The 13,746-nt window shown below is 61.8% G+C and carries 11 protein-coding genes and 1 tRNA gene; 8 read left to right on the forward strand and 4 right to left on the reverse strand.

Annotated elements, in window-relative coordinates; translation table 11 throughout:
• Positions 1–364: 364 nt before the first annotated feature.
• Both BM177_RS07755 and BM177_RS07760 read left to right on the forward strand, forming a co-directional pair.
• Positions 365–829 carry a CreA family protein gene (locus BM177_RS07755; RefSeq protein ID WP_244532196.1) on the forward strand — a complete coding sequence of 155 codons (465 nt, stop codon included), beginning with the start codon at positions 365–367 and terminating at the stop codon, positions 827–829.
• Positions 830–1,194: 365 nt separating this feature from the next.
• Positions 1,195–1,623, forward strand: a complete 429-nt coding sequence (locus BM177_RS07760) for a hypothetical protein (protein ID WP_139223551.1) — start codon at positions 1,195–1,197, stop codon at positions 1,621–1,623.
• 145 nt (positions 1,624–1,768) lie between these two features.
• Here the strand turns inward: BM177_RS07760 and BM177_RS07765 are convergent, their stop codons facing one another.
• Positions 1,769–3,475: an MFS transporter gene (locus BM177_RS07765; protein WP_244532197.1), complete on the reverse strand. Its 1,707-nt coding sequence runs from the start codon at positions 3,473–3,475 to the stop codon at positions 1,769–1,771.
• A 513-nt stretch (positions 3,476–3,988) separates the two neighbouring features.
• Here BM177_RS07765 and katG point away from each other — a divergent pair.
• Positions 3,989–6,121, forward strand: coding sequence for a catalase/peroxidase HPI (katG, locus tag BM177_RS07770; RefSeq protein WP_280140537.1), 2,133 nt, complete (start codon positions 3,989–3,991; stop codon positions 6,119–6,121).
• 81 nt (positions 6,122–6,202) lie between these two features.
• Here katG and BM177_RS20545 read toward each other — a convergent pair whose 3' ends face one another.
• From BM177_RS20545 to aroA, 3 genes are all read right to left on the reverse strand, one after another.
• Positions 6,203–7,192, reverse strand: a complete 990-nt coding sequence (locus BM177_RS20545; protein WP_091680735.1) for an energy transducer TonB family protein — start codon at positions 7,190–7,192, stop codon at positions 6,203–6,205.
• Between the two features lie 106 nt (positions 7,193–7,298).
• Positions 7,299–7,955, reverse strand: coding sequence for a (d)CMP kinase (gene cmk / locus BM177_RS07780; protein ID WP_091680738.1), 657 nt, complete (start codon positions 7,953–7,955; stop codon positions 7,299–7,301).
• Entirely contained in the window at positions 7,952–9,286 is a 1,335-nt protein-coding gene (gene aroA, locus BM177_RS07785; RefSeq protein WP_091680887.1) for a 3-phosphoshikimate 1-carboxyvinyltransferase, read from the reverse strand. The genes cmk and aroA overlap by 4 nt, the downstream gene beginning before the upstream one ends.
• 236 nt (positions 9,287–9,522) lie before the next feature.
• Between aroA and BM177_RS07790 the strand changes: the two genes are divergently transcribed.
• From BM177_RS07790 to BM177_RS07810, 5 genes are all read left to right on the forward strand, one after another.
• Entirely contained in the window at positions 9,523–9,879 is a 357-nt protein-coding gene (locus BM177_RS07790) for a TIGR02300 family protein (RefSeq protein WP_091680740.1), read from the forward strand.
• Positions 9,880–10,036: 157 nt separating this feature from the next.
• Positions 10,037–10,112: transfer RNA gene (locus tag BM177_RS07795), tRNA-Ala, on the forward strand.
• A 275-nt stretch (positions 10,113–10,387) separates the two neighbouring features.
• Entirely contained in the window at positions 10,388–10,819 is a 432-nt protein-coding gene (locus tag BM177_RS07800; protein ID WP_139223552.1) for a hypothetical protein, read from the forward strand.
• A 165-nt stretch (positions 10,820–10,984) separates the two neighbouring features.
• The gene (locus BM177_RS07805) at positions 10,985–12,583 is read left to right on the forward strand and encodes a succinic semialdehyde dehydrogenase (RefSeq protein WP_091680744.1); all 1,599 of its coding nucleotides are present in this window, start codon (positions 10,985–10,987) and stop codon (positions 12,581–12,583) included.
• Positions 12,584–12,871: 288 nt separating this feature from the next.
• Complete coding sequence (locus BM177_RS07810; RefSeq protein WP_091680746.1) at positions 12,872–13,714, forward strand: SDR family oxidoreductase; 843 nt, start codon at positions 12,872–12,874, stop codon at positions 13,712–13,714.
• The last annotated feature ends 32 nt before the right edge of the window (positions 13,715–13,746 follow it).

A 13,746-nucleotide genomic window follows, 5' to 3' on the forward strand; every position in this document is an offset into this window, starting at 1 on the left:
GCCTGATCGATAGCCCGTCTCAGGGCCAAAAAGCCGGTCCTGCATCGCGCGCGCGGCATCGCCGGTTTCACCAGTGATTCGTCCCGCGTTTAGCTTCGTCAAATTTTCAGCTTCATCAAATTGTCTTACCGAGGCGCGAAGGTTCCCCTTCGCTTGGCAAGACTCGCCGGGCAAGAGCGAACCGGGCTGGCCTCTCCCTGCTTTGCCCCATCGGCCGACGCGAACGAAGCCGGCCGCGCCCGCAGCACTGGCGAGGGAACTTACGCTCAGGTCGAGGATTGCCTCTTGCGGTTAAATAAATTTAGATCGGCCGGCGCCTTGCATCGATCCTGCGAGCGCAACAGGACGGGAAATGGAGACCAAAGTGAAATTATTTCTTGCGGCCATTGCGCTCGCCGCGGCGATCCCGGCTTCTGCGCTCGGAGATGAACTGACATGCATCAGCACGACATTCAATTTGCTGTCCCCGAACGATAAAGTGTGCGTCACCGCCTTCGAAGACCCGAAGGTCTCGGGCGTCACCTGCCATATTTCACAAGCGCGGGCAGGTGGATGGGGCCAACCTCTGGGCCTCAATGAAGACCCGTCCAACTTCTCCGTGGCGTGCCGCCAGACGGGCCCGATCACGGTCGATCTTTCGACGCTTGGGGACAAGGACGAAGCGTTTACCGAAAAGACCAGCATCTTTTTCAAGGCGACCAGGATTTATCGACTTGTCGACAGAAAGCACAACGCCCTGGTGTATCTGGCCATCAGCTCAAAGCTGATCAACGGCTCCCCCGCGAACGCCATCAGCAGCGTGCCGATCATTCCCTGGTCCGAAAAATAACGCCCCTCTTTTACTTTGAGGCGACAACCGGCTTCGCCAGGGCGAGGCCGGTCGTCGATTTGGCTCCCCGTCATCATCTGGTTGCTCGCCCGTCATCTGTTTGAATGACGCGGCTCCGAAGCGTTTCGAGCAGACTTGGAAGGCTAGCGGAGACCAGAGCGCTTTCCGGATCGCATGAAGTCATGCGATCGATCAGAAATCGCTCCAGGGTCAAAAGCTTGAGCATATTCTTCTCGATCGGATTGATTCAATCCGATCGGAATATGCTCGAGCGATCTCCGCGGCGGCCTTTGACGAGTCGCAAACCAGTCCGGCTCCTCTCAGCGGCTTCGACGATCCAGATCGCAGCAACACGGGAGAGACCCTTGACGGCCAACAAGTTCATCTTGAGCGCCTTAGGCGTGGAAGTCGATTACACGATCGGCGGCAATCCTTCCTTTACGGCGCTGATTTACAAATCAGGGGCGTTTCAGAAAAGCTTCAACGCGAACGAGATCTCGTCTGAAAGCACGGGTCTTGGAACGATCGTGTCTTTTGCCTTGATGCAGAGCTTCGACACAGGCGGAGAGCGCTTCGGTTTCTTCCTGCCGTTCGTCAATGTGACGCATGGTCAGATCGCGCATTTCCGGACGGTTGGCGTCTTTGAAATGTTCAGCGGTCCGAACTCCGTTTCTCACCGGCCCTCAACCTGGCGTTGCATCGAAATGAGCGGGACGGCCGAGAACGTGTTCGTTCCCTTGCAGGAACCTGCGCGAGTCCAGGAACCTGCGCGAGCAAAGGAAACCGCAAGCTGATCAACCCTGCGGGAACCCAGGAACCAGAACCAATCTTGGAGGAGGAACCAATCTTGGAGGAACCAACCTGGCAGGAACAAAGCCGGCGTCCGCCCGCGCCGATTCTGGATCGGGCGCGCGACCGGACCAAGCCTCCGCCGGCGACTCAATCCTGGGCGTAAATGTCGCGGTCCTTCGTCTCCGGCACGAACAAGGCGCCGATGACGAACGTGATCGAGGCGAAAATGATCGGATACCACAACCCGTAATAGATATCGCCGGTTTGCGCCACGAGGGCGAATGCGGTCGCCGGCAGCAGGCCGCCAAACCATCCGTTGCCGATATGGTAGGGAAGCGACATCGACGTATAGCGGATACGGGTCGGAAACAGCTCAACGAGTGCGGCCGCGATCGGCCCGTAAACCATGGTTACGTAAAGAACAAGGACGAACAGGAGACCGATGAGTTTCGCCACCTGAGGACGTAACACGTCGAGAGGATTGGCCATTTTGACGATGCCGGGGTCAGTGCTTTTCGGATAGCCCGCGACTTGCAGCGCCGCGAGGGCCGCCTTTCCGAACTCCGCCGCGGCGGCCTTCGGATCGGCGGCGCTCGATGTGTCTACGGATGGAATCTCGACGCTTCCGATTCTGATCGTCGCCGGCTTGCCGACGGGCCCGTTCGCCCTTGAATATCTGACTGCGCTCCTTGCAAGAAAATCCCGGGCGACGTCGCACGACGACGTAAACACCCGCGTGCCGACCGGATTGAAGAGATTGCCGCACGAAGCGGGATCTGCGACCACAGTGACCTTGACGTTTTTCAAGGCGGCCTGCAGCGCCGGATTGGCGTTCGCCGTGATCATCTTGAAGATCGGAAAATAGGTCAGCGCCGCCAGCAGGCAGCCCGCCATGATGATCGGCTTGCGTCCGACCTTGTCCGACAGCCATCCGAATACGACGAAAAACCCGGTGCCGAGCAGCAAGGCCCAGGCGATGAGAAGGTTCGCGGTGTAGCCATCGACCTTCAAAATCGATTGCATGAAGAACAGCGCATAGAATTGGCCGGCGTACCAGACGACGCCCTGCCCCATCGTCAGGCCGAACAGCGCGAGCAGAACGATTTTGGCGTTCGCCCAATTGCCAAACGATTCACTGAGCGGCTTCTTCGATCCCGTACCCTCGTCCTTCATCTTGAGAAAGGCGGGAGACTCGTTCAGTTGCAGACGAATCCACAGTGAAATTCCGAGCAGCGCCACCGAGACCAGAAAGGGAACGCGCCAGGCGTATTCGGCGAATTTCGCCTCGCCGAATATGGTCCGGGTGAACAATATCACGAGGAGCGACAGGAACAGTCCGAGCGTCGCGGTCGTCTGAATCCACGACGTGTAAAAACCCCGCCGTCTGCGCGGCGCATGTTCCGCGACATAGGTCGCCGCGCCGCCATATTCGCCGCCGAGCGCAAGACCCTGAAGCAGACGGGCGGCGATCAGGATAATTGGAGCGGCGATTCCAATCGAATTGTAATTGGGCAGGAGGCCGACAAGAAAGGTCGACAGACCCATGATGAGAATGGTGACGAGGAAGGTGTATTTTCTTCCGACCAGATCGCCGAGCCGCCCGAACAGAAGCGCTCCGAAGGGCCGAACGAGAAACCCGGCCGCAAAGGCGAGCAGCGCGAAAATATCCGCGGTTTGCTTGGGAAACTGACTGAAGAATTGCGCCCCGATAATGCTCGCGAGCGCGCCATAAAGATAAAAATCATACCATTCGAACACAGTGCCGAGGGACGACGCAAAAATCACCTTCTTCTCGGCGCCGGTCATGGGGCGCGCGGCCTCAGGCGCATTGTGGGTGGTCGAAGGTGTGCTCATGATGCTTTCTCTTATTTTTGAGCGCGTCTTAAATTTTGAGCGTGGCCGAGTTTTTGAGCGTGGCCGAATTTTTGAGCGTGGCCGAATTTTTGAGCGTGGCCGAATTTTTGAGCGTGGCCGAATTTTTGAGCGTGGCCAAATGTTTGAGCGTGGCAAAGAGGCGGCTTCGTCAAGCTTAAGGATCGACGCGGCTACCAATGTCCGAGCCGGAGCCTCTAAAGGCGCCAGAAGAGCCTCTTCCTCCCGAGGGTCGTCTAGTTCCGGGTGATATTGACCCGGTTTGCCACGCCGGACAAGCCGAAACGCCGATGGGGGAGCGGCGGCGCCCGCCTTCTCGCGCAATGCTCCCTTCACTTGGCATGCCATAACACGATAAGCTCTGTCCCCTCGTCCCAGAAATGACCCAAGGGAGGAACTTCAATGATAAAAAAATCAATATCCGTGCTGGCGATCTTGGTGGCCGCGGCGTCCCCGACATTGGGGCCACGCCCGGCCGGCGCTGACGGAAAACCGATGTCAAATCAGGATTGGTGGCCGGACAATCTGGACCTCAGGCCGCTTCGCCAGCATGCGGCTGCGTCAAATCCCATGGGCGACACTTTCAAATATTCCGAAGCCTTCAAGACGCTCGATCTCGCCGCCGTCAAGAAGGATATCGCGGCGGTGTTGACCACGTCGCAGCCGTGGTGGCCGGCCGATTTCGGGAATTACGGGCCGTTGTTCATTCGAATGGCCTGGCACAGCGCAGGCACTTACCGCGTGGCTGACGGACGCGGCGGCGCCGCGGGCGGCCAACAAAGGTTCGAGCCGCTCAACAGCTGGCCGGACAATGCCAGCCTCGACAAGGCACGGCGGCTGTTGTGGCCGATCAAGCAGAAGTACGGCCGAAAGATTTCGTGGGCCGACCTGATGGTCCTGACGGGGAATGTCGCTCTGGAATCCATGGGCTTCAAGACGATCGGATTCGCCGGCGGACGTCAGGACGACTGGGAGCCCGACCTGGTTTATTGGGGTCCCGAGCATAAGTTTCTTGGCGATGAACGTTATACCGGGAACAGGGAGCTTCAGCGTCCCCTTGGCGCGGTCCAGATGGGTCTCATCTATGTGAATCCGCAGGGGCCGAACGGCAACCCTGATCCGATCGCGGCGGCCAAGGACATCCGCGAAACATTCGGCCGCATGGCGATGAACGATGAAGAGACGGTGGCTCTGATCGCTGGCGGTCATACCTTCGGCAAGGCCCACGGCGCTCACGACGCGGAAAAATGCCTTGGTCCTGAACCGGCGGCCGCGCCCATCGAACAGCAAGGGTTCGGCTGGGCGAACAAATGCGGCAAAGGCCATGGCGACGACGCTATAACCAGCGGGCTGGAAGGCGCGTGGTCCGCTAGTCCCGTCGCCTGGACGACGCAATATCTCGACAATCTGTTCGGCTTTGAATGGGTGCAGACCAAGAGCCCGGCGGGAGCGATACAATGGGTTCCCAGCGACGCGAACGCCGCGGGACTTGTGCCGGACGCGCAGGATCCTTCGAAGCGTCATCCGCCCGTGATGTTCACGACCGACCTGGCGCTGAAGTTTGACCCGAGCTACCGCCAGATCGCCGAGCGTTTCCATAAGGACCCTAACCAGTTTCAGATCGCTTTCGCGAAGGCGTGGTTCAAGCTGACGGATCGCGATATGGGGCCGCGGTCGCGCTATCTCGGCCCGGAAGTGCCCAAGGAAGTGTTCCTGTGGCAGGATCCGATTCCCGCCGTCGATTATGCGGTGATCAACGCGCAGGACGTTGCACAGCTGAAGTCCAAAATCCTTACCTCGGGATTGACCGCCCCAGAACTCATCAGAACCGCCTGGGCGGCCGCCGCGAGCTTCCGCGAAACCGACAAACGCGGCGGGGCCAACGGCGGACGCCTTCGTCTCGACCCGCAAAAGGGATGGCAGGTCAACAATCCGGATGAATTGGCGAAGGTGCTGAAGACGCTGGAAGGCGTTCAGAAGGATTTCAACAGCGCGCAATCGAGCGGCAAACAGGTTTCGCTCGCCGATCTCATCGTGCTCGGCGGCGGCGCCGCCGTCGAGCAAGCCGCCAAGCAGGCCGGCGTCGACGTGCAGGTGCCTTTCGCGCCGGGACGCGCCGACGCCTCCCAGGCGCAGACGGATACGGCGTCCTTTGCGGCGCTCGAGCCGACCGCGGACGGTTTCCGCAATTATTACGGAAAGAACAACCGTCTCTCGCCGACGGAAATGCTCATCGAACGGGCGAACTTCCTCAACCTGACCGTTCCCGAAATGACCGTGCTGGTTGGCGGAATGCGGGCGTTGAACGCCAACGCCGGACAGTCTCCCAATGGCGTGTTCACAAGCCGGCCTGGAAGCCTGACCAACGACTTCTTCGTGAACTTGCTGGACATGTCGACGAAATGGACGAAGTCGACCCAATCCGAGGGACTCTATGAGGGTCGTGACCGCGAGACGGGCAAGCTCAAATGGACGGCGACCCCCGTCGACCTCATTTTCGGATCGAATTCCGAACTGCGGGCTGTCGCCGAATTCTATGCCGCCGAGGATTCGCGCCAGACATTCGTGCGCGACTTCGTGGCTGCATGGAACAAGGTGATGAACCTCGACCGGTTCGACTTGACCTGATCTGACGGATATTCGGGCGCGGCCGGATCGGACCGCGCCCGAATTGCGCCGATACGCCAAATGCCAGGATCGGCCCCGGCGTCAGCGGTCCGGCAAAGGCCGCATCCCGAAGGTGATCTCCGCGGCGAAGTCGTGTTGCGCGCCGGCCGGCGGGGCCGGAAAGGGCGCGGCGCGGGTCACGACGTCGAGGCTTTCGGCGTCCAGATCGGGATCGCCGCTCGACCGGAATAGCGAGACGCTCTTCACCCCGCCCGCATCATCGAGTGAAAAGACGACGACCGATGCGCCGTGCGCCCCCCGCGCCGCCGCCGCGTCGGGAAAATGCTTCACCCGCTCGAGCATTCCAAAGACGATAATCTTGTAGTTTACCAACTCACCGTCGCCTTCGACCGGCATCGGCACAGCGACGGCGTGAAAAATCGGCGGTCCGAGGTCGAACGGAAGCTGAGCGGCGGGGGCGGTCCTGGCGGCGCCCGGCGCGGAATGCTCGCTCTCCTCCTGAGCCGCGCCTTTGCCTGCCGCCGCATCGCGGGCGGCGCTTTTTCCGGCCGCAGCCGAAGATTCGGTCTTCGCCCGCTGGGCTGGTTTGGGTTTTGGTTCGGGAGGACGTTTTTGCTCCTCGGCCGGCTTCGGTTTCTCATTAGGCGCGGGCCTGGATTCGGCCTTGGGCTCGGTCTTGGATTCGGGCTCGGGCTCAGCCTTTTTGACGTTCTGCGGAGCATTTTTTTCGGCTTGGGCGGCCTCCGGCGGCTGTTTTTGCTCCTGCGGCGCTGGAGGAGGCGTTTTGGCGGGGTCCGGCGCGGCTGCGACGACCTCGACAGGTATCTCCTTCACCGACGGGCTTTCGACAGGCGCACGGTCGGCCAGCACCAGAAAAAGTCCGATCAAACCATGAAAGACCAGCGCCGCCGCGACGATCCACGCCCAGGATTCGTCACCTCGCGGAGGCGACGGGCGTGTTTCCGTTGGCTCGGAGATCAAACTCCCGCCCGCCGCGGAACCATTGCGCTCCGCCAACCCTTGCGGCGGCGTTGGGATCGGGACGTTTGTCTGGGACGAATGATCCGCCATCGTATCGATCCGCCCGAAGGCCGCCGTTCTTTCGATAGCGCTCCAGAGTCAAAAGCTTGAGCATAGTCTTGTCGATGGGATTGATTCAATCCGATCGGAATATGCTCTAGCCGGCGCTCCGGGCGACCAGGTTTCTCTTGTCTTCCAAAGTGGAGTTGACAATGGCGAGCGCGGCTTCAAACGCAGCCTCGACATCGAGTTTCGTCGTATCCAGCACAAAAGCGTCCGCCGCAACCTTCAATGGCGCGACGGCGCGGCTGCTGTCGCGCTCATCGCGCTTGCGGATATCCTCCAGGACGCACGCGTAATCGACCGCCTCCCCGCGGCCCTTCAACTCCAGCGCCCGGCGCATCGCGCGCGCCTCGACGCTGGCCGTGACGAAAATCTTGGGCGAGGCCTCGGGACAGATCACCGTCCCGATGTCGCGGCCATCCAGAACCGCTCCGCCGGGACGGGCCGCGAACCCGCGCTGGAGGTCGATCAGAGCTGTTCGAACCTCCGGGATCGCCGCGACGACAGAGGCGGCCTCGGCCATGTCTCGCCCGCGCAGCGCGGCTTCGTCGAAATCGGTCAAGGCGAGGCCCCGCGCCGCCTTCACCGCCGCGGCGCTGTCGGCAAGGTCGCAGCCCTGCTCGATCAAAGCCTGCGCAGTCGCGCGGTAGAGAAGCCCGGAGTCGAGATGCGGCAAACCCATATGGCGGGCGAGTCGACGCGCGAGAGTGCCCTTCCCCGAGGCGGCCGGTCCATCGAGCGCGATGATCATGAAAAACGCGCCCCCAGACGCTCCATCTGGGTCCTGAACGCCGGAAAACTCGTTGCGATCATGCTCGCGTCGTCGATCGACATGGGTCGCCGCGAGGCGAGGCCCAGACAAAGAAAGCTCATCGCGATCCGATGGTCGAGATGCGTCGTCACGAGACCGCCGCCTTCGACCTGCCCGCCGCAGCCGTTGACGATCAGATCGTCGCCGATGATGTCCGTCTCGACTCCCGCCTGGCGCAAGCCCGCCACGACCGCCGCGAGCCGGTCTGATTCCTTGACCCGCAATTCCCCAAGCCCCCGCATCCGCGTCTCGCCAAAGGCGAAAGCGGCCGCGACGGCGAGGATCGGGTATTCGTCGATCATCGACGGCGCCCGCGCGGCAGGCACGTCGACGCCGCGCAAGGCCGCGGCCCGAACGCGAAGATCGCCGACCTCCTCGCCGCCCTCGATCCGGCGATCGAGGACTTCGACATCGGCGCCCATTTCGAGCAGCGTCGTCAGCAGGCCCGTGCGCAAGGGGTTCATCATCATCGCCTCGATCACGATCTCCGACCCCGGCGCGATCGTGGCGGCGACCAGCGGGAAGGCCGCCGATGAGGGATCGGCAGGCACGATCACGGGCGCGGGACGCAGGTCGGGGCGCCCTTCCAGCATGATCTTGCGGCCATGCGCCCCCTGCGGCTCGACCTCGATCGCCGCGCCGAAATGCTTCAGCATTTTTTCCGTGTGGTCTCGGCTCGCCTCCGTCTCGGTGACGATGGTCCGTCCGGGCGAATTCAGTCCCGCGAGCAGGACCGCCGACTTGATCTGCGCGGAGGCGACCGGCGGGCTATAGTGGATCGGAGCGGGTTCGCCGGAGCCCTTCAGGGTGACGGGACAGCATCCGCCCGCAGCCTCCGACAAAGCCTCGGCCCCCATCAGAATCAGCGGGTCGAGGATGCGCCGCATCGGCCGCTTGCGCAGCGAAGCGTCGCCATCGAATCGCGCGGTCAGCGCGTGGCCGCCGACGACCCCCATCATCAACCGCATCCCGGTGCCGGAATTGCCGAAGTCGAGCGTCTCGCGCGGCTCCAGCAGGGATCCTATTCCGCAGCCCTTGACGCGCCAGCGCCCCTCGCCTTGCCGCGCGACTGTGGCGCCAAGCGCCCGGCAGGCTCCCGCCGTATGCAGGATATCGTCCCCCTCAAGAAGGCCCTCGATCGCGGTTTCGCCCACGCTGAGAAGGCCGAGGATCAAGGCGCGATGGGAAATGGACTTGTCGCCCGGGGGTTTGAGGCGGCCGCGCAAAGGAGCGCCCGCAGCGGCGCTCAGCTGATTCGGATCGCGGCCCATCCCCGCTGACGAGGCGGCCGCGCCGGAAGTATAATTGCTTGACGACAAGCGGGGCTCGTTGAGTTTGCGGAGGATTTCCAAGCGCTCGTAACATGCCGGACCCGCTCTGTCATCAAACCGGCGGTTCGTTCAACTTCCATTTGACACGCGGGCTTTGCAGCACTAACCGGACCCAAAGTTCCGGAGCGCCGCCTTTGGCCCAAAATGGCCGCGTCTCCCCTTCAAGAGGTAGGTTCGTGGCGAAACCAGAGCTCGGCAATAAACACCAGTGTCAGAATTGCGGCGCAAAATTTTTCGATCTCAATAAAAATCCGATTACTTGCCCCAAATGCGGGACGATTTTTCACGCCGCTCCACTGTCCCGTACAGCCCGCGCCGCCGCCACCGACGATGATGATGGCGAGGCCGCGCCAGAGGCCGAACTGGTTTCGCTGGAAGACGCCGATTCCGGAGACGACAAGATCGTGGCCGCGGTCGATGACGAAGTGGAAATCGAGGTCGCGGACGACACGTTCCTCGAAGAGGAAGAGGAAGACGGCGACGACGTCGTCGACCTCATCGACGGGGATCGGGAGGACGACGAGGAACATTAATTCTTTTGCTTGTGAAGCGCGGACGCGGAGGCTATACCACGCCTCCTGGCCGCTGGAGCGGGCAGTTGCGATGAGCGAAATGCGGTCTTGGACGCCTGTTCAAGCCGCCTTTGACCGGACCAACCCGGAAAAAGCGTCGAACGTGCAAAAAAAATTTGGGGTCATAGCTCAGTTGGGAGAGCGCTTCAATGGCATTGAAGAGGTCGTCGGTTCGATTCCGTCTGGCTCCACCAAACAATACCGGGTTTATTAGCCCCTCGAGCGCGTCGATTTGTTCGTCATTGACGGCCCGCTTTCGCCGGTCTGCTCGGGCGAGCTCTTTCTCGTAGCGCGAGATCGACGTCCAACAGCGCTCCTTCGTCCTGGTTCTTGCTGAAATTCTTGATGTGCGCCGCCACACATCATTTTTCCTGGTCATCGCCATTTCTAGTCCAATGACGCGGCCAAAGATGTGGCCCGCCTGGGGCGTTTGAACAGCGCCCTTGTTTTTGGGAAGGAACCAGACGTCATGGAAGGCATGATTTTGGCGGCGCTGATCAGCACAGCGGGATTTTATCACTGCATTGAGACCAAGGGCGCCCTGGAATGCCGTCACGCCTCAACTCAATCCGTCGCTCGCGCCGAAACTGCCGCTGCCGCCCAGTCCCTTTCCCTGCCCCCTGCCCAGATCCCCGCGCAAGGCGCCGCGACATGCGCCCTTCAGCCGGTGGACGCGAGCGCCGTGCGCGACGATGCGCAGGCCGAAAGCCATGCGCAATGCGAGTCGGCTTATAGAAACCACCAGTACGATTCTATGAACGAGACATGGCATGTGGACCGGATCAGGGCCTGCGATGAACTGAATGCAAGACGCCGCGCGCCGGCGATCGAAGCGTCGAAATCGCCTCAACCGCAGATGCAGCTTCAAGCGCCGCGTCGACTTTCGGTCAGCGCGGAATGAGCCCCGCCGCTCTTGGATTTGAGTCCCGCCGCTCTTGAAATAGAATGCCCGGTCAAAAAAAAGCGAAGCGCCGCCAGAGATGGACGGCGCTTTATCGCATCCGGGCTGGCTCACCGTAAGTTTGCGCCCTAAAGTCCGGGATGACCTTTCGGGAGCGTGTCCTTCGTGGCTGAACCGGCCTGCCCTCAAGACACCCCAGACGACGGCCGGCTTTCGGCGCGTGTTTCGAGAAATTTTCTGGATCGTCTGTCGCGGCGCGTCGTCACGGTCGAACCGCGCGATGACCTCGTCATCTCCATGCCCTTTACCAGCGCCTCGCTCGGCTCCGTTCCCCATTGTCGACAAGAAGATGTCGTGGCCGCGGCGAAACGGGCGCGCGCAGCCGGAGCGGCTTGGTCCGCCGCGCCCGCCGCAAAGCGCGCCGAGGTCTTGCTGCGTTTCCACGACGCAGTGCTGGCGCGCCAGGATGAGGTTCTAGATCTCATTCAACTGGAGAACGGCAAAGCCCGCCGTCACGCCTATGAGGAAATCCTCGATACCTGCCTCGTCGCCCGCTATTACGCGCATGCGGCGCCCAGGCTTTTGCGTCCGCAACGCCGGCAGGGCGCCATTCCCCTCCTGACCAAAACCTTCGAGCATCGTCATCCCAAGGGCCTCGCCGCCATCATTTCGCCCTGGAACTATCCCTTGACGCTCGGCGTCGGCGACGCGCTTCCAGCCCTGATGGCGGGCAACGCCGTTCTCGCGAAGCCTGACGAGCGGACGCCCTATTCCGCGCTGTGGGCCGCGGAGCTTCTCGAGGAAGCGGGCCTGCCCCATGGCGTCCTTCAGGTCGTCACCGGCTTTGGCGCCGAACTTGGCGGAGCGATTATCGAGGCGAGCGACTTCGTGATGTTCACCGGAAGCACGGCGGTCGGACGGAGCGTCGCCAAACAGGCGGGCGAGCGCCTCATAGATTATTCGATGGAGCTTGGCGGCAAGAACGCCCTTCTCGTCCTCGCGGACGCCGATCTTGAGAGGGCGGTTCCGGGCGCCGCCCGGGCCGCGTTCTCCAACAGCGGCCAACTGTGCGTTTCCATTGAACGGATTTATGTCGACGACGCCTTATGGGACGCGTTCGTTCCGCGCTTCGTCGCGGCGGCGCAAGGAATGAAGCTTTCGGCGAGCCTCGATTATGACGCCGACATGGGCTCGCTGACCTCGGCGAAACAACTCGACACGATTACGCGTCACGTTGACGACGCGCTCGCCAAGGGCGCCAAGGTCATCGCGGGCGGACGCCATCGGCCGGATCTCGGTCCTTATTTTTACGAACCCACCATCCTGACCGGGGTGAGGCCCGGAATGATCCTCTATGCGGAGGAGACCTTCGGCCCCGTTGTTTCACTGTATAGGACCAACGGCGTCGAGGAGGCGATCGCCAGGGCCAATGACAGCCCTTACGGCCTCAATTTCAGCGTCTGGACGCGAAACGCGCGCAAGGGACGAGAGGCGGCGAGCAGGCTCGAGGCCGGCACGGTCAACGTCAACGAGGCCTATGCGGCGGCGTGGGGATCGACCGACGCGCCCATGGGCGGTTTCAAGGCCTCGGGCGTCGGCCGAAGACACGGCGCGCACGGCCTCCTCAAATACACCGACGCGCAAACGATCGCGATCCAGCGGTTGCTGCCGCTGGCTCCGCCCTCCTTCATGAGCGCGGCGCAATACGCCCGCGTCATGAACGCCGGCTTGAAAGTTTTGCGCCGCCTGCCAGGCTATAAATAGCCGCTGCGCGAAAGCTGTTTCGCGTTTTGGGCCTTTGATCATTGGCGGGCTTAAAGCCAGCAAATAAACGCAAGATCCGACGGGCCGCCCCCCTCCCCCCCAGCGGCAGACCTTCGATTCGCCCGTGCGGATCAAATTCGCTAAGGTCCGTTCCTTCAACCCTTGGCGTTGGCTGAAAAACTTTCCGGCGGCGATTGAACGCCGCGCCGCGCGTCGAGCGCTGGCGACAAGATTTCGGATCAGACCTCCTCGGTTGAAGCCGAGCCGCTCGATTGGAGTCGAATCAAGATGAAAGGCAAAACGGTCGTCGTCACGGGCGGAACCTCCGGCATCGGGAAAGTCGCGGCTGAGAAGCTCGCGAAGATGGGCGCGAGGATTGTCCTTATCGCGCGCGACAAACCGCGCGCCGAGGCGACCCTCGCCTTGCTGCGCCAAGCTGCGCCAGATCTCGCTCATACAGCGCATTACGCCGATCTGTCCCGTATTTCCGAAATGAAACAGGCGGCGTCCGCGATAGCGGCGCAGGAGCCTCGCATCGACGTGCTCCTCAACAATGCAGGAGCCCTGTTCGGCGCGCGGCGGACGAGCGAAGACGGCCTCGAACTGACCTTCGCGCTGAACCACATGTCTTATTTCGTGGTGACCGAATTGCTGCTCAACCGCCTTGCGTTTTCCGCTCCGGCGAGAATTATCAACACGTCGTCGCGGGCTCATCAAGGCGCGCGACTCGATTTCGACGATCTTCAGATGACGAAACGGTACGGCGCGATGAGGGCCTATTGCCGATCGAAACTTTGCAACATTCTCTTCACCAGGGAACTCGCCGGACGGATCGAGGGAACAGGCGTCACGGTCAATTGCCTGCATCCGGGATTTGTCGCGACGAGATTCGCCGACGAGGCCGGAGGACTTATCTCCAGCTTCGCCGGCGTTGCGAAGCTCCTGGCGATTTCGCCTGAGGACGGCGCCGACACGATCGTCTATCTGGCGTCCTCGCCCGAGGCCGCGGGAGTCAGCGGACAGTATTTTTACAAGCGACGTTCCGTTTCGCCCTCTGCTGCGGCGTTGGACCGAAAGGCGGCGCTCGAATTGTGGAAACGCAGCGCGGCGCTTTCCGGGCTTGACCATTGAGCCGTTGCGTCAGCGCTCAATTCGCCTTGCAG

Source organism: Methylocapsa palsarum (assembly GCF_900114285.1).
In the GTDB taxonomy this organism is placed as follows: domain Bacteria; phylum Pseudomonadota; class Alphaproteobacteria; order Rhizobiales; family Beijerinckiaceae; genus Methylocapsa; species Methylocapsa palsarum.